Annotated in this window: 14 protein-coding genes, 1 tRNA gene and 2 pseudogenes; 5 read left to right on the top strand and 12 right to left on the bottom strand. The window is 41.4% G+C overall.

Translation table 11 applies throughout. The features are described 5' to 3' along the window. Positions 1-463: 463 nt before the first annotated feature. The 6 genes from PR767_RS18700 to PR767_RS18725 form a co-directional block, all read right to left on the bottom strand. Positions 464-1,747 carry a NupC/NupG family nucleoside CNT transporter gene (locus tag PR767_RS18700; RefSeq protein WP_181937082.1) on the bottom strand — a complete coding sequence of 428 codons (1,284 nt, stop codon included), beginning with the start codon at positions 1,745-1,747 and terminating at the stop codon, positions 464-466. Positions 1,748-2,052: 305 nt separating this feature from the next. Continuing rightward, complete coding sequence (locus tag PR767_RS18705) at positions 2,053-2,838, bottom strand: TatD family hydrolase (RefSeq protein ID WP_267748152.1); 786 nt, start codon at positions 2,836-2,838, stop codon at positions 2,053-2,055. Next, on the bottom strand, positions 2,831-3,928 hold the full coding sequence (locus PR767_RS18710) for a patatin-like phospholipase family protein (protein WP_004914789.1): 1,098 nt from the start codon (positions 3,926-3,928) through the stop codon (positions 2,831-2,833). Before PR767_RS18710 ends, PR767_RS18705 begins: the two co-directional genes overlap by 8 nt. A 132-nt stretch (positions 3,929-4,060) precedes the next feature. Then, the gene (locus PR767_RS18715) at positions 4,061-4,471 is read right to left on the bottom strand and encodes a BON domain-containing protein (RefSeq protein ID WP_109911837.1); all 411 of its coding nucleotides are present in this window, start codon (positions 4,469-4,471) and stop codon (positions 4,061-4,063) included. A 192-nt stretch (positions 4,472-4,663) separates the two neighbouring features. Next, positions 4,664-6,253 (bottom strand): peptide chain release factor 3, encoded by a 1,590-nt coding sequence (prfC, locus tag PR767_RS18720; protein WP_004914793.1) that lies wholly within the window; start codon positions 6,251-6,253, stop codon positions 4,664-4,666. A gap of 202 nt (positions 6,254-6,455) precedes the next feature. Further along, complete coding sequence (locus PR767_RS18725) at positions 6,456-7,520, bottom strand: tartrate dehydrogenase (protein ID WP_004914795.1); 1,065 nt, start codon at positions 7,518-7,520, stop codon at positions 6,456-6,458. Between the two features lie 102 nt (positions 7,521-7,622). On the opposite strand from PR767_RS18725, the gene PR767_RS18730 reads away from it, so the two are divergent. After that, the gene (locus PR767_RS18730; protein WP_272520752.1) at positions 7,623-8,537 is read left to right on the top strand and encodes a LysR substrate-binding domain-containing protein; all 915 of its coding nucleotides are present in this window, start codon (positions 7,623-7,625) and stop codon (positions 8,535-8,537) included. A gap of 34 nt (positions 8,538-8,571) precedes the next feature. Further along, complete coding sequence (locus PR767_RS18735; RefSeq protein WP_004914800.1) at positions 8,572-9,477, top strand: helix-turn-helix domain-containing protein; 906 nt, start codon at positions 8,572-8,574, stop codon at positions 9,475-9,477. 45 nt (positions 9,478-9,522) lie between these two features. On the opposite strand, the pseudogene PR767_RS21295 reads toward PR767_RS18735, so the two are convergent. From PR767_RS21295 to PR767_RS18750, 4 genes and pseudogenes are all read right to left on the bottom strand, one after another. After that, a pseudogene (locus PR767_RS21295) lies at positions 9,523-9,831 on the bottom strand (2Fe-2S iron-sulfur cluster-binding protein); the annotation flags it as partial. 48 nt (positions 9,832-9,879) lie between these two features. Then, positions 9,880-10,476, bottom strand: a pseudogene (locus tag PR767_RS21300) (ferredoxin reductase); the annotation flags it as partial. Positions 10,477-10,492: 16 nt separating this feature from the next. Beyond that, the gene (locus PR767_RS18745; RefSeq protein ID WP_272520753.1) at positions 10,493-11,941 is read right to left on the bottom strand and encodes an NAD-dependent succinate-semialdehyde dehydrogenase; all 1,449 of its coding nucleotides are present in this window, start codon (positions 11,939-11,941) and stop codon (positions 10,493-10,495) included. A gap of 38 nt (positions 11,942-11,979) precedes the next feature. After that, positions 11,980-13,107: an aromatic ring-hydroxylating oxygenase subunit alpha gene (locus PR767_RS18750; RefSeq protein WP_004914806.1), complete on the bottom strand. Its 1,128-nt coding sequence runs from the start codon at positions 13,105-13,107 to the stop codon at positions 11,980-11,982. A gap of 322 nt (positions 13,108-13,429) precedes the next feature. Here PR767_RS18750 and PR767_RS18755 point away from each other — a divergent pair, with 322 nt between their 5' ends. Then, the gene (locus PR767_RS18755; RefSeq protein ID WP_196718585.1) at positions 13,430-14,989 is read left to right on the top strand and encodes a BCCT family transporter; all 1,560 of its coding nucleotides are present in this window, start codon (positions 13,430-13,432) and stop codon (positions 14,987-14,989) included. 86 nt (positions 14,990-15,075) lie between these two features. On the opposite strand, the gene rimI is transcribed toward PR767_RS18755, so the two are convergent. Continuing rightward, a complete protein-coding gene (rimI, locus tag PR767_RS18760) occupies positions 15,076-15,528 on the bottom strand; it encodes a ribosomal protein S18-alanine N-acetyltransferase (RefSeq protein WP_109911832.1) in 453 nt (150 codons plus the stop codon). Then, positions 15,497-15,907 (bottom strand): DNA polymerase III subunit psi, encoded by a 411-nt coding sequence (locus tag PR767_RS18765; protein WP_004914814.1) that lies wholly within the window; start codon positions 15,905-15,907, stop codon positions 15,497-15,499. The genes rimI and PR767_RS18765 overlap by 32 nt, the downstream gene beginning before the upstream one ends. A gap of 133 nt (positions 15,908-16,040) precedes the next feature. On the opposite strand from PR767_RS18765, the gene rsmC reads away from it, so the two are divergent. Both rsmC and PR767_RS18775 read left to right on the top strand, forming a co-directional pair. Next, positions 16,041-17,054 carry a 16S rRNA (guanine(1207)-N(2))-methyltransferase RsmC gene (rsmC, locus tag PR767_RS18770; RefSeq protein WP_123382519.1) on the top strand — a complete coding sequence of 338 codons (1,014 nt, stop codon included), beginning with the start codon at positions 16,041-16,043 and terminating at the stop codon, positions 17,052-17,054. A 195-nt stretch (positions 17,055-17,249) separates the two neighbouring features. Continuing rightward, positions 17,250-17,335 (top strand) — tRNA-Leu (locus PR767_RS18775). Positions 17,336-17,365 lie beyond the last annotated feature (30 nt).

The following is a 17,365-nucleotide window of genomic DNA, read 5'->3' on the forward strand; positions in this document are numbered from 1 at the left end:
TCAGAACGACACGTTCTTTGTTGGCGAGCGGGCTTGGTTCCTTAAAGATGCTAGTCGGATGCTTTCCGAACTGAGCAGCTGAGATCCTTCTCACCGCATCATGCCCTAGAGTCCTAGACTCTGAGAACTAGCAGTTCCATAGCAGCTTACTAATGCCTATTTGACCATGGAATGATGCCATTTTATGTGCTACAAATCACATTAATCGACTGAATGTTACATTATTAAAATAAAAAATGTGATCAAAATCTAATTATAACATCTCTCGCCATCCATTTTTCTCTCAAATGGCTTTTCAATATATTCTTCATCATTAATTGACTAAGTTAAGAATAGTTGAAAATTTACGATTGATATAAAAAGTCACAAAAGAATATAGCGAATCAAAATGAAAACGGAAGGACTATTGCCCTTCCGATTGACTTATTTGAGATGATATTAATCTTACCACCAGATACATAAACTAAATGACTGCTGCTGCGCCTAATGTCAAGAAAAAGCCAGCAATCGTTGCACTCATTAAGTTAGACAGGGTACCGGCCATAACCGCTTTCATACCTAAACGAGCAACATCACCACGGCGATTTGGCGCCATTCCGCCTAAGCCACCGAGTAAGATAGCGACGGATGAAAGGTTAGCAAAACCACATAATGCAAACGAAATAATCGCTTTAGTATGGTCAGAAAGTACTTGTTTACCTGCCGCCAGAACTTCAGCATCCGCTTTCATGTATTCACCAAAATTCATGAATGCAACAAACTCATTCACGACAATTTTTTGGCCGATGAAAGAACCGGCAATTGTCGCTTCACTCCACGGCACACCAATTAAGTATGCGATTGGGGCAAATAACCAACCTAACAGTAATTCCAGTGACAGCTGTGGATAATCAAACCAGCCACCAATGCCACCTAAGATACCATTGATCAATGCAATCAAAGCGATAAACGCCAATAACATTGCACCCACGTTCAGCGCTAGTTGCATCCCTGATGATGCCCCAGAAGCGGCCGCATCAATGATATTAGCAGGGCGTTCATCTTCAGCGACTAAATCTGTCGCATCAACCCTATCTTTTACATCTTCTGTTTCTGGAACCATCAGTTTGGCGAATAACAAACCACCTGGAGCAGCCATAAAGGAGGCCGCAATCAGGTATTCCATTGGTACACCCATTTGTGCATAGCCCGCCAAAACTGAACCCGCGACAGAAGCTAAACCACCACACATAATGGCAAATAACTCTGATGTCGTCATTGTTGCAATATAAGGACGAACAACCAATGGCGCTTCCGTTTGCCCAACGAAGATATTTGCTGTCGCAGATAACGATTCTGTTCTTGAGGTTCCCAATATTTTTTGCAGGCCACCACCAAGTACTTTAATCACTAACTGCATGATCCCTAAGTAGTAAAGGACAGCAATCAATGAAGAGAAGAAAACAATGATTGGCAAAACGCGGAAAGCAAAAATAAAACCACCGCCGCCAAACAGTTCAAACATTTTATCGGAAACCAAACCGCCAAAGATGAAGCTCATCCCATCTTGACCATATCCAATAACTTTAGAAACCGCGTCAGACATCCCTTGGAGCACACTACGCCCCGCTGGAACATAAAGAACAAATGCACCAATGGCTAATTGAATTAAAAATGCGCCGCCAACTGTGCGTAGCCTAATTGCTCGGCGATTGCTGGAAAATAGAATAGCTATCGCGATAAGTACCGCCATTCCGATAATACTCATAATGAGCTGCATGGAAGGATCCCTGTTCACTTTATTTTAGGTTGATATATAAGGAAACGTGTAAGTCGCCTTGACTCTTAGTTTAATGATTATACCTAGTCATCACCAATAACCCGCAATACTCATCACAAATACATACTGCAATAAACAACAAAAATTCAAGTAATGTGATAAAAATCACAAAATCAACTCAGTTTAGTCTGGAAAGACACTAAAATCCCAATTAGCCACAATAAAAACTAAATAGATTTAAATAGCTAATTAATGAAATTATATAAATATTATTTATGATTATGTATACGGTTTTACTGAGGAAGATTAAATAACGACAAACTATTGTTGTAAAGTTGTTGGGCTATTTCTGCAGGGGATTCGTGGCGAAGCTCACATAATGAACGAAAAACCCACTCAATACGCTCAGGTCGATTTGGCTCGCCTTGGAAACCTGAAACAGGCATATCGGGAGCATCCGTTTCGAATAATAATGAAGTCAAAGGAAGTTGTGACATCACATAGCGAGTTTTATTCGCTCTTTCATAGGTAATTGTCCCACCAACACCAATATAATAACCCAGTTTAACAAAGGCTTGCGCTTGAGATAGGCTACCAGCAAAGCCATGTACGACTCCACGAGCAGGAACATCAAAACGACGCAACATCGCCGCTAATGGGTCATGACTTTTACGTGAATGCAAAATAACTGGTAAATCAAACTGTTTCGCTAGCTTTAATTGGGCGGACAATACCACTTGCTGGCGTTCAAACTGAGGGTTTTGCATATAGAGGTCGAGCCCAATTTCCCCTATCGCCACACACTTTTTATTTTTTTGGTTAAGATAATCAACCAAAATATCAATGTGTTGCTCTTGAAACTGGCTCAAATATAACGGATGAAACCCCATAGCAGCATGTAACTGCGAATACCGCTGTGCCAGTTGCCAAACTCGTGCAAAATTATCCACACTCACGGTAGGAATAACAATATCACTCACGCCACTTTGTCGAGCAAGCTGCAAACTTTCAGCGAAGGAATCACTAAAAGGAGGGAAATCAAAATGGCAATGGGTATCGATAAATTGATGTTTAGCCATCACGATTTTCGTTTGCTGATATTGCGGCCAAAGGCATTGACGTGACAGGCTCTGCCACCAATTCCGGAATGAGTTCGTTCGGTACTTGTGGCTCAAGCTGAATATCTAATGGATTAGACTCAATTTTTTGTGCCAAGGTATGGCTAAAGCGATTTGTGTTGTGCTCAAAGGCATTACCCAGTGCAGCAATAAAATAACGACCACACCGGCGCCCCGTATGGTAATCTTGATTAAGCGAAGACACCTTACTGCCCAGTGCACTGCTTTTCAGTGGAACAGGTGGATAAATCTCAAAGACCTGTACATCTTTTGGTGGGTTTTCAATAAATTCTTGTGTTCTACGGTAGCTTTTCAGATGAACTTTCAGCATCGCAGCCATACGTTGTAGGCCATTCTTATCCCCTTCCAGCCACCGAGTCATTCTTTTCACCCATTCAGGGGTAAAATACATTTGGGAAGGAACGGTACGGATCACCACAATAGTCTCTGCACCGCGGCGGTATGCCTCTTCAACTGGGATAGCTGCACTAATGCCACCATCTTGGTAAAGCGTGCCATCAAATTCGACACCTGCCCGGTAAAAGCCAGGGATAGCGCTGGATGCGCGAATAATATCGAGCCAATTGTCAGCGTCAGGTTTTAGAAAAGCGGCTGAAAAATCATCACTGCGGCTTGCTCCCATATAGAATTCACGACCTGAATTTAATAAATCGAGCCCTGCTTGTATACGTAATGGGAATTCTTTTGCTGTGGTGTCGACGAGCCAATCTAAATCAATCAGATGGCCTCCACGGATAAAGCGTAGTGGATTAAAAAATGCCGAATTGGTCGTATAGCGAGTGATCACACGGCGCGCATAACCCGCTTGCCCACAAATATACGCAGACAGGTTTTGAGCCCCTGCTGAAGTACCTATCATCAGATCAAAAGGGTTGAAGTCAGAAATAAGAAACTCATCCAGTACACCCGCTGTAAAAATCCCTCGTTGGCCGCCACCTTCACAAATCAGGGCAGTTTTTCCCGAGTTAATATTATCAAAGAATGCAAGCGGCTCAATCGTGCCAAGTGTAACTGAAACGTGTTTTCCCATAATGCCTCTAGATGACAGAAGTTCATTTGAAATAGCTCAAAAACAGAATGAGCTTCCTTTTGAAAGCCCACCCTATCAAGATTGTACAATAAATATTCAGCAATATGAGCTATTGAGACATTTATTTATAGATTAGTTAGCAATCACTAAACCATTTTGTACTGATTTTACCCCTTTAACTTGAGAGGCGACTTGGGTAATTTTATCTATCTGATCGGCTGATTTTACAAAGCCTGATAAGTAAACAACACCATTGACGGTTTTAACTGATACGCTGTTACTCGAAATACCTTTCGTACCCAGTAATTTTCCTTTTACGTCCGCAGTAATCGCTGAGTCATCAATGTACTCACCGGTATTTTTAGCGCCACTCGAAATGGCATTCCCAGTGTCTTTACCGGCCATTTCCACTGTCTTAGATGCACTGTCCCACGTTTCTGAAGCTTGTTTTTTCAAAGCACTATCCGATGATGAGCTACAAGCTGCGAGCGCCCAGCTCAACCCAATAACTCCTAACACGCTCAATAGTTTTGCTTTTTTCATAAAAACCTTCCTTTCACTGCAATGGACAACGAATAATATAGCCTAAGTAAAAAAATATAAAAAATAAAGAGAAAGGTAATAAAGACAGAATATTCTTGATGATAAGCACCAAAAAACAGAAAAAGAAGCTTTAAATGAAGTTCGAAATAAGATGACCCACTGACTATTGTTAGCCGTGGGCCATCAACGCAATTAGTGTTCGCGTGTTTTGCGGAATTTAACGTCAGGGTAACGTTCACTGGTGAGGTTAAGATTCACCATAGTCGGTGCGATATAAGATAAGTTATCGCCACCATCAAGGGCTAAGTTTTGCTCATTTTTGCGTTTAAACTCTTCGAATTTCTTCGCATCATCACACTCAACCCAACGCGCAGTAGAAACGTTAACGGCTTCATAGATAGCTTCAACGTTATATTCGCTTTTCAAACGCGAAACTACCACGTCAAACTGCAGCACCCCTACCGCACCAACAATTAAATCATTGTTAGTTAACGGGCGGAAAACCTGTACCGCCCCCTCTTCAGATAACTGAACGAGGCCTTTTAACAGTTGTTTTTGCTTTAATGGGTCACGTAAACGAATACGGCGGAATAATTCAGGGGCAAAGTTAGGAATCCCCGTAAACTTGAGTTCTTCACCTTGCGTGAAGGTATCACCGATTTGAATCGTGCCATGGTTGTGTAACCCAATGATATCCCCTGCATAGGCGTTTTCGACCTGAGAGCGATCCCCCGCCATAAAGGTTAAAGCATCAGAAATAACCACATCTTTTTTGATACGCACTTGGCGTAGTTTCATGCCTTTTTCATAAGTACCTGAAACAATACGCATAAATGCAACACGGTCACGGTGTTTCGGGTCCATATTCGCTTGAATTTTAAATACGAAACCGGTGAATTTTTCTTCTGTCGCATTAACTTGGCGTAAATCTGTTTGGCGTGGCTGCGGCTGTGGAGCCCATTCAACTAAGCCATCTAACATATGGTCAACACCAAAGTTACCTAATGCAGTGCCGAAAAAGACAGGGGTTAATTCACCCTGCAAAAATGCATCATGGTCAAATTCATGGGATGCCCCTTGAACCAATTCCAGCTCATCGCGTAACTGCGCGGCTAGTTCCTCACCAACAGCGGCATCGAGATCGGGGTTGTTTAACCCTTTAATTATACGGACTTCTTGAATCGTATGCCCTTGGCCTGTTTGGTATAGGATTGTTTCATCACGTAATAAATGATAAACACCCTTGAATAATTTACCGCAACCGATAGGCCATGTGATTGGACAACAAGCAATTTTCAGCTCATTTTCCACTTCATCCATTAATTCCATTGGATCACGAATATCACGGTCCAATTTATTCATGAAAGTTAAGATTGGAGTATCACGTAGACGGGTAACTTCCATCAGCTTACGTGTCCGGTCTTCAACCCCTTTACCGGAGTCAATCACCATCAAGCAGCAGTCAACCGCCGTTAATGTACGGTAAGTATCTTCGGAGAAGTCTTCGTGCCCTGGGGTATCCAGTAAGTTAACAAGACAATCATTATAAGGAAACTGCATGACAGAGGTAGTAATCGAAATACCACGCTGCTTTTCCATTTCCATCCAGTCAGATTTAGCGTGTTGATTAGAGCCACGGCCTTTTACCGTACCTGCACGTTGAATAGCATGCCCGAACAATAACACTTTTTCAGTGATTGTGGTTTTACCCGCATCGGGGTGGGATATGATAGCAAACGTTCTGCGTGTGCTAACTTCATGGAGAAAGTTCTGATCTGTCATTTAACCGTTCTTTTCGTTTATATACAGATTTGTATAAGCATTCGAAGAGGCTCAATGTGGCTCTTGGCGTCGCAAATCCGTCTTGTTAATCAAAATTGGCGGATATTTTCGCAGATCTTGGGGGTATTAACAATCAAAGCATCGAGGAACAGGCAAAACAGTCCCCCGATGGCTCACTAAATTGATTCAATAAACACCGCCTCTAGGCACTGACTAAACGGGTAATTTCATCCCCTAGCGCCTGTGTACTGGCATTGCCTCCCATATCGCGAGTCAAATGCTGACGTTGTTTAATCGCTGTTTCTACTGCGGACATGATAGAATCATGCATCTCGGGGCACCCCAAATGCTGCATCATCATGGCGGCTGCCCAAATCGTCCCAATCGGGTTGGCAATATTTTGCCCTGCGATATCAGGTGCTGACCCGTGAACAGGCTCAAACATCGATGGGAATTGTTTTTCTGGGTTAATATTGGCCGATGGCGCAATCGCAATAGTTCCCGTACAAGCAGGCCCTAAATCAGACAAAATATCACCAAACAGGTTTGACCCGACAATCACATCGTAGAACTCTGGCATTCTCACTAAGTTTGCTGCAAAAATATCAATATGGAATTGGTCAACTTTGATATCTGGGTATTGCTTCGCCATTTCGGCTACACGGCTATCCCAATAAGGCATTGAATGAAATAGCCCGTTAGATTTCGTCGCTGAACTTAAATGTTTTTTCTCGCGTGACTGCGCCAAATCAAAAGCATATTTTAAGATACGGTCGGTACCTTTACGGGTAAAAATACTTTGTTGCAATACCATTTCTTCATCCGTACCTTCGTACTGAATACCGCCAATAGCAGAATATTCCCCTTCAACGTTTTCACGCACGACATAAAAATCAATATCTCCCGGTTTTTTATCTGCTAGTGGGCATTTAATGCCATCAAATAAGCGTACAGGGCGTAAGTTAACATATTGGTTAAAAGCGCGGCGGATGGGTAATAGCAGCCCCCATAATGAAATATGATCAGGAACACCAGGGAACCCTACCGCGCCGAGGAAAATCGCATCAAATTTTTGCAACTGTTCTAAGCCATCTTCAGGCATCATGCGCCCAGTACGGTGATAGGTTTCGCATGACCAATCAAAATGGGTAAAGTTAAGTTTTACATTGTGTTTATTGGCTGCTGCTACTAATACTTTTAATCCTTCAGGGATCACTTCGGTACCAATACCATCACCAGGAATAACCGCTATATTAAATTGTGACATTGTGAAAACCTCTGATAAATGAATTATATCTGTTTGTTCTCCAGTTTAGGGGTTGCTGTGATAAAGTATAGATATGAAGTGTAATCCTTAGGTTTACAAACTATGAACAAGCTTCCTTCGTTAGAGGATATCCGCGTTTTTGTCACAGTTGCCCGCTTGATGAGTTTCTCTCAAGCGGCTTCACAGCTGTTGGTGTCCCCAGCTTATGTTTCTAAACGCATTAAATTGCTAGAAGAAAATTTAGGACAAACTTTATTTTTTAGGACTGCTCGCTCAATTAAGCTAACTCACGAAGGGCAAATTATTTTACGTAGCAGTGAAGTGATGCTAGCTGAATTGGAACAGATGCAACAGCAACTCAACGCCTGTCGCGAAGAGATCCGCGGCAATTTACGTATCAGTTGTAGCACAGGGTTTGGCAGTACCTATATTAACCCGTTTATCCTCACATTACGGGGGAATCATCCTTTATTAGGCATTGATCTCACTTTGACCGATAAGTCTGTCGATATTATTAGTGAAAATATTGATGTTGATATCTGTATTGGCGGTGCAATAGCAGAGCAATTTATTGCTAGGCGAATTGCACAAAACCAACGAATTCTGTGCGCTTCACCAGCCTATTTAGCAACACACGGCTACCCAAAATATCCACAAGAGTTAGAACAAAAACACTTTTGTATTGCGATTAAAGAGCGCAACCAAGCCCCCGCCGTATGGAAGCTTGAACAACAGCAAGAAAGTATGACGGTCACCCCCAATAGCAAATTAACCGTCAACAATGGTGAAGTCGCGAAACAATGGTGTTTAAGTGGCGAAGGGATCCTATTGCGCTCCCAATGGAGTGTGCAGCCTGAGTTACAGTCTGGCCAATTAGTACGAGTGTTACCGCAATGGCACCAAACCGCAGATGTTTATGCTGTATATTCGAGAAGTCTCCGAACGAGTGCTAATCTTAGAGTCTTTATCGAAAATCTAGAGCAATACCTTGCTACTCACTTATCACATGGTTTTTAGTTAACCCCATAAGTTATAAGGTAAACATGAATTGATGACAGAAACAGAGACATTCAAAGAACGTTTGTTGAAATTGCTAAAACAGAAAAAAATGAGTCAATTAAAAGCAGCTGAAGCCCTTGGGGTTTCCCGAACGGCGGTTAATAAGTGGACAAAAGGCGGTATGATTGATGAAGATAATCTTGAAAAGCTCGCCACGTTATTGGATGTCGACAAAATATGGTTGAAATACGGTGAATATACCAATAACCAAGTTACTGTTAGCAATTCAGGTGTCATGCGCAACATCAACGAAGTTCATCTTCAAGAGTCGGCAGATATCGTGACATGGGAGTGGGACTTATTAACGGGAGAATTGAACTACTCGGACAACGTTGAAGCCGTTTATGGCATTAAAATCACCAGTAATGAAGATTTCTGGGCCTTAATGAGCCATGACTCCAAAGAAAAACTGGTCAATGGATATTCTAAAATTATCCGTGAAGGTGGTGCCCATGAAATGGATTTTAAAATTAACTGGGAAGGCGATTACCGCTGGATCACCTCCCGAGCGACAGGGGTCAAAGGCCCGAATGGCAAAGTGACAAAACTGGTTGGGATCAGCTTAGACAACACAGAACGTAAAAATACCGAACTGCGCCTGCGTAAAATCAAATGCTATTTCGACGTCTTATTGTCCCATTTCAATCATTTAGTCGTATTTACCGATAAAGCAGGTGAAATATTAGCCAGCAACTTACACAACCAATCGACTGAAATAGATTACCTTGAACTACAACGTTTATTGTATCAATTAGTGATCAACCATAAGCCATGGTTAGATGAAGTATTTCGCACTGGGCGGGGGCAAATCGTATTTCAAGATAAGCAAATTACGGCTTATCAACACTTTAATGATGAAAAACAGCCTTTTTTAATGTTTGAATTAAAAGATATTTAAAACCAGTATCTTGCCCCACTTATGGCTAAAGCGGGGCAGCTTTGATTATAAATCAAGAACTAATCGTTTAGATTTAGCTCGCGAAACACACAACATCATCGTTTTTTGCTCGGCTTTTTCATCATCATCAAGGTAGTGGTCACGGTGGTCGGCCTCTCCCTCAAGTATCGCCGTCTCACAAGTCCCACAAACTCCATTACGGCATAAACATTCCACGTTAATGCGCTTATCAGCTTCGATTACCTGTAAAATAGACTCGTCTTTACCCACTTCCAAACTAAAGCCTGAACGTTGAAAATAGACCTCAAATGAATCCCCTTCACTGGCAATTTCACCAAAATTTTCAAAATGAACCTGTGATTCACCAAGGTGCTGATGACCCTTTTCAATCACCTCATTAATTAATGATTGAGGGCCACATACATACAGATGGCTATTACTCGCTTGTGCTTTAACCAATTGTTCGACAGACATTCGCTGCCCTTGGCTGCTGTCATAAAGAAATAACCGCGAGCCAATACGCTGTTGTAAATGTTCAAGAAATGCCGCTGTTGCACTATCACGAAAACAGTAATGAAGCTCAAAATCCATTTCATTTTCTTCTAGCTCATAGAGATAAGAAAGAAAAGGCGTGATCCCAATCCCACCTGCGATCAAAATATGCTTACATTGGTTATCCGCAGCTAATGAGAAAAAATTCTGCGCTGGGGACAAATATAAACTATCCCCAGCAGATAGGTGCTCATGCATAAATGCCGAACCGCCTTTCGAATTTTCATCACGTAAGACTGAAATACAATAGCTTCCACATTGCTGTGGGTCACTGATTAATGAATATGCACGTTGCAAACCAGCCTGCTCACCCATATGAACGGTGACATGACTACCTGCGCTAAAAGGCATTAGCGCGCCCTCTTGTGCAACAAACTCGAACATTTTGATATTTGGGCTAATTTGCTCAATTCGACTGACATTGACTGCAATTTTTTGTTGGTTCATCACAGTGCCCCTCTCATTATTCAATATCTAAACACAGATACTTAGTACTTAAATAATCCTCAATGCCATATCGAGAGCCTTCTTTTCCTAAACCTGATTGTTTTACTCCTCCAAAAGGAGCAACTTCATTAGAAATTAAGCCTGTATTGATACCGACCATGCCACTTTGCAGTTTTTCAGCAACGCGGTAAACACGGCTAACATCACGAGAAAAGAAATAAGCCGCTAAGCCATAAATCGTATTATTGGCACGAGCAATCACTTCATTTTCATCACTAAAACGAATTAATGTTGCAATGGGACCAAAGATTTCTTCATGAACAATCCTCATTGAGTCATCAACATCAACAAGGACTTTTGGATTAAAGAAATTGCCATACTCCGCCACTTCGCTACCTAAGGTTAATTGGTGAGCCCCTTTCGCGAGTGCATCTTGCAGTAACTCATTCATACCATCAATGGCACGTGTTGTTATCATAGGCCCAATATCCGTTCCTATTTCAAGGCCATTACCGACTTGCAATTTGGCGACTTCTGCAACGAACTTGGACTGAAATTCATCGAAAATAGCATCTTGAAGATAAAAACGGTTCACACAAACACAGGTTTGCCCGCCATTACGAAACTTCGCTTGCACCGCACTTTTTACCGCTTTATCAATATCTGCATCATCAAAAACAATAAAAGGCGCATTTCCCCCCAGTTCGAGTGATGTTTTTTTAATTGTCGATGCACACTGCTCAGACAATACTCGGCCAACTTGCGTTGAACCGGTGAATGAAAACTTACTAATAAGCTCATGTTTAGTTAGACGTTCACCTAAAACACGAGAATCCCCAGTAATGATATTGAATATCCCTGCGGGAATGCCCGCTTCATCGGCCAACTGAGCGAGGGCAAGTGCCGTAAAAGGCGTTTCAGTCGCTGGCTTGATGATAATACTACAACCCGCAGCCAGTGCTGGAGCCGCTTTACGAGTGATCATCGCTGCGGGAAAATTCCACGGAGTAATCGCACTGCAAACACCGATCGGCTGCTTGATTGTCGAAAGACGGTTACTTCCCACCGTTTGAGGGATGTTTTCCCCATAAACACGTTTCCCCTCCTCCGCAAACCATTCAATAAAGGAAGCCGCATAGCGAATTTCACCTTTTGCCTCATGCAACGGCTTACCTTGTTCAAGAGTCATTAAACGCCCAAGATCATCAACATGGGCTTCAATCAGCTCAAACCAGCGGCGTAAAATGATAGAACGCGCTTTAGCAGTGAGCTTACTCCAATCTTCCATTGCGACATGCGCTTGTTCAATCGCGTCATCCACTTGGGTGACTGACAGGCTGGGAATTGTTCCCAGCACAGATTGGTCAACAGGATTAGTCACAGGGATTTTTTTATCTGAATCAACCCATTGCCCATTGATGTAGCATGACTGACGAAATAGCGCAGGGTGAGTTAAATGATGCATTTGTGACTTCTCCTTTTGTTTTTTTATGGATAACGTGATTACTCAGTGTGTGCGCCAGCAACAATTTTGTGGAAATGGGCAACACCATGTTCACTAATTCCACTACGCTGTCTGTCAGCCATAATGCGCCCTTGGCCTCGGTAACCTCGTGATCGCAATCCTTTTTGTACACTTTCCACCAAGCGCAGATCTTCTGGGCGGAATACGGTACGATACCATTCAACTAAGTTTTTCTGATATTCAGTCAGTTCTTCATTGAGGAAATAAATATCATAGTGCTGCAAGGTTTCCCCTGCGTTCACTGGAAACTCATAAATCACCGTCATGAAATCCCCGCCAGGAGGCATATTGAACATGGTGCTTGGCCAAATCCAAAAACCAAAGAAACGAGGGTCTAAAACAGATTCATCAAACTGATAAGAGGACTCAGAGGGTTTTGCTTTACCAATTTGAACAGTCCAATTATCCAATAATTGGTGTTCGTATACGTTAACATCTACGGAACTTGCAAAGCTCACATGGTTAGTTGGACAGTGATAACACTCAATATAGTTATCAACGATGGTTTTCCAATTGGCTGGTGTATGACTAACAAAACGTGCAGCCAATTTTAAATCGCTAATCACCGCACATGCTTCTTGCATTTTTTCGGCTAAGCCTGGAAGCTGCTCTTCAATAGGTTGTGGTTCACCAACTGTCATATTTACATAGATAAACCCTGCATGTTCAATAACATGGAAGCTACTCAATGACATTGCATCTGCTTCAAAATTGTTCACATTCTCACAATTGGTCGCATGTGCTAGTTGACCATCTAACTTGAATGCCCACGCATGGTAAGGGCAAGTAATCACATTTTTGACTTTACCACTTTCACCGCTGATCAACTGGTGTCCACGGTGCGGGCAGACATTATAAAAACCACGCAATACATCATCACGACCACGAACAATCACGAGGCTTTCGCCAATGAGCTCACGAGTGATATACGAATTTTTTTCTTTTACCTCACTAACATGAGCGACACAAACCCATGAATTAGCAAATATTTTTTCTTTTTCATACTCAAAAACATCATTAGACGTGTAATAACGAGCAGGGATTGTCCATGCGTTATCAATATCAAGGTGATCATTAATCGAAATGACTTTAGCTGCATTGCTCATAATTGCCCTCACTTATGTAAACTTATAGTTAACATCTTTTTCAGGAATGTTAATGCAGATCGCATTAATGATCAAATGAAATATTGATAAAAATTTAGTCAAAAATATTTATTTAATAAATAACAATGCATTATATAGATTGTAATTATTTTAACTGTTAATAATTAGTTAATTACTTGTTGACTACGTAATCTTTGCATGGCTATTCTCTGTAAACCAAAAGTAGCATTTAACAAAAAAGTACCCTTAAAAACAAAACGAGTATTCCCTGCAAGCCAACTCTCATAAAAGAAAAAAATAAGTGAGCAACTGGAGAAGAGGTATGATGAATCACAAAAAATCCGTATTTTACGTGTCGCTAGCCTTTAGTTTGGCGTTAATCAGTTTTGGGGCATTTATTCCTGATAAACTGGAAGCTTTTTCACATTCCGCCTTAAGTTTTATCTATAACAATCTAGGTTGGTTTATCCTAGGTTCCGTTTTTATCTTTTTCAGCTTTTGTATGTTTCTTGGATTTTCCAAATTTGGTCACATACGTCTTGGTGATGACAATGATAAGCCGGAATACAGCACAGTCACTTGGATTGCGATGTTATTCAGTGCCTCAATTGGTATCAGTTTGATGTTCTGGGGAGTGGCAGAGCCTGTTTCCTATTATATCAGCCCACCAGTTGGTCAAGGTTCAACAGAACAGTCGGCCAAAGCAGCCATGCAATATGTCTATCTACACTGGGGGGTTTCCGCATGGGCGTGTTATGCACTCGTCGGCGTGGCTTTGGGCTATTTCCAATTTAGAAAAAAGCTCCCGTCGTCACTTAGTTCTGTTTTCTATCCCTTAATTGGGGATCGGATCTACGGCTCTGTCGGGAAATGGATCAATATATTGGTGATGTTATCCGTCGTTATTGGTATCGCCACATCATTAGGTTTTGGTACACTACAAGTTAACAGTGGTATGAATTACTTATGGGGATTGCCCATTAGTATTTATGTACAAATTGGTTTGATTGCTATCATTACTGTTGTTTATGTTGCTTCGACAATTTCCGGGCTACAAGGGGCAATAAAACACCTATCAAACTTAAATATCATACTTGCTCTAGGATTGATGGCATTTATCTTTCTATCTGGCCCAACCCAAACTATCTTAAAAGTCTTATTCCAAGGCATTGGAGACTACGTCCAAAATTTTGTCAGCATGTCATTTCGCACTGAACCCTATAATGACGGTACTTGGATTGCTAACTGGACACTGTTTTACTTTGGTTGGTGGATAGCATGGGCACCGCTAGTTGGCAGCTTTGTGGCTCGTATATCGAAAGGAAGAACAATCAAAGAATTTATGATTGGCGCAGTATTTATTCCTGTATTAAGTGCTTTTGCTTGGTTTGCAGTCATGGGTGGGTCAGCAATCCATCTTATTCAAAATCTAGGCCAAACAGCACTGGCTGATGCCGTAAAAACCGATGTCACATCCGCATTGTTTAAGTTCTTAGACTATTTCCCTGCATCAACATTTATCAGTATTTTAGCCATTGCCTTAGTGCTGATTTTCTTTATTACTTCTGCTAACTCAGCGGTATTTGTACTGGGAATGGTCAGCGAAAATGGGAACCCAAATCCTTCTCATGTCACTAAAACCATTTGGGGAGTCATTATTGCAGCAATCGCGATCGTGCTAATTATGACAGGTGGATTATCAGGTTTGCAATCCGCACTGGTTGCTATGGCGGTGCCATTATCCATCATGATGCTAATTATGTGTTACTCCACCTATAAAGGCCTCAATGAAGAAGTCAATGCACAAGCTGCAGCCAAAAAAGAGTTAAAAGATAATATCCAAATAATTAGTAAACCTATTCTTCCTGAAATTGAAAAATAATCATCACTAAAAGCACAAACCCCAGTATGTCTGACAACATATTGGGGTTTTAATTATATTAGTAATAAATTATTTATTACTTAAATTTATTCATCGGAAAATAGAGTTAAAGCAAGTACTAAAGCATCTTCTCGGCCTTTTTTGGCAGGGTAGTAATCTTTACGTACCGTTACTTGGTGAAAACCTAGCTTATCGTATAGATGCAAAGCAGATGCATTTGATTCTCTCACTTCTAACCATAATGTGAGAATGCCTTTCTTTATGAGTTCCTTGATAAGCTCTTCTAGCAACAAGCGGCCATACCCTTTCCCTTGGTAATCAGGGTGGAGAGCAATATTGAATAGGGTCGCCTCATCAAGAACACATTGTGTTATCGCATAACCAATAATTTGATTATTAACAGAAATTTTTAAGTTATGATACTTTTCCCCTTGATTTCCATAAAAAACTCGCTCAGTCCATGGAAAGTCATGGCTTAACTTCTCAATTAAGTACGCAGTTGCAAGATCAGATTGCTTTAGTGTTGAAATTTTCATCATATTGATAAATTTGTTTCCATAGTGCCCGTTTAGCGCTACAGCTTGTACTTAGCTCAGACAAAACAGGTGAAGTAAACATGACTTTTGAACCTTCAGGCTGGATTTCATCACCTAATACCCAACATGGTGTTATTATTGGTGTTGGGATTAAACCTAATTGCTCTGAATTGACACAAACCACATCGTCCTGTGCAATATTCATGGAAAGAAAAACATCTTTTAGCAATTGGCTATTTAAATCAAGGTTCTCATCAGTAATAATAATAAGCTTAGTCGACGCTGGGATCCTTACACCACGTTCACCACGTAACACGGCAGGATTTCTCACCATCCATTGAGTGATCCCCATTTGTTCTAAAAGCCTGTCACGTCGTGTCATTTGATTTTCCAGTCGCAATTTTACAACCACATCTTATCAAAGGGGATTAATAGCGCCAACAGAGCAATGCTATTTCTCTTATCTTTGGTAAGATGTCATCGGTTTTTTTATTATTTTAGGAGATTGACAGAATATGTCATTACTGACACCTGCCAGCGAAGTTATTCAACGCCATCTCGAACATTTTATAGATCGTCATGTCATTTTGGCTGGTGACATTCAGGATGAGCTCGCTGCAACCTTAGAAGCAGCTAGTGTTCGCGTCATCACCAACCAGTATCATCACTGGCAACGCTTACAACCGTTAATGGGTGATATGGCGTTATTCTCTGCCATAACCCCAGCAGAATTTATCCAGCCTTGCGATACTCTCATTTATTTTTGGCAAAAAAACAAGCAAGAAGCCTGCTTCCAACTCGATGACCTTTGTACTCACCTTGCTGCAGGTAGCCAAATTTTTATCGTCGGCGAGAATCGCAGTGGTGTTAAAAGCGCCGAATCTATTATGGAAGGGATCGCTAATTTACAAAAAATCGACTCTGCACGCCGTTGTGGCTTGTACTATGGTGAATTAGAACAACCCACCACCTTTGATATTGCTCGCTGGTGGCGTCATTATCAAATTGATAATGTTAGAATTAATGCATTACCTGGGGTATTTAGCCATAATGAGCTGGATATCGGTAGTGATCTACTATTGTCCACGCTAACTGACCCAATGAGCGGTGATCTGCTTGATCTCGCCTGTGGCAATGGCGTGATCGCTGCGGTGATCGGCTCACAAAACCCAGAGATCAAACTCACCTTAAGTGATGTCAGTGCGTCTGCGCTTGATTCCGCAGTATCCACTCTTGAGGCCAATAAACTGGTCGGCAGAGTCATCGCAAGTGATGCTTACTCTGATATTAACGATAAATTTGATTGGATTATTTCAAATCCACCATTCCATGATGGCCTAAATACCAGTTATCGTGCGGTTGAAAATATGATTTACCAAGCCCCTAAATACCTGAAAAAAGGTGGACGTTTGCGCATCGTAGCTAATGCTTTCTTACCCTACCCTGATTTGCTCGATAAAGCTTTTGGTAGTCACGAAGTACTTGCCAAAACAGGAAAATTTAAAGTTTACCAAGCAGTTAAGCGTTAATTTAATCGCTAATAATTTAACTAAAGCACAATTTATCATACTACTCATTGGCTGGTGCTCCTTTACCGGCCATTTTTTCATCAATCGAAAAATACTTCATAAAAAAATTATTGACGTTCGTCGAAATTAGCCTAAAATCCGCACCACATTATTGCTGGTTAGAAGCATTGATGAATCAAAGTTTAGTTAGGTATTGCGAGGGTGGCGGAATTGGTAGACGCGCTAGCTTCAGGTGTTAGTGTCCTATGGACGTGGGGGTTCAAGTCCCCCCTTTCGCACCACTAACTTTGTATAAACCACAATAATTTAGT

Origin of the sequence: Providencia sp. PROV223 (assembly GCF_028479245.1) — a bacterium.
GTDB lineage: Bacteria > Pseudomonadota > Gammaproteobacteria > Enterobacterales > Enterobacteriaceae > Providencia > Providencia rettgeri.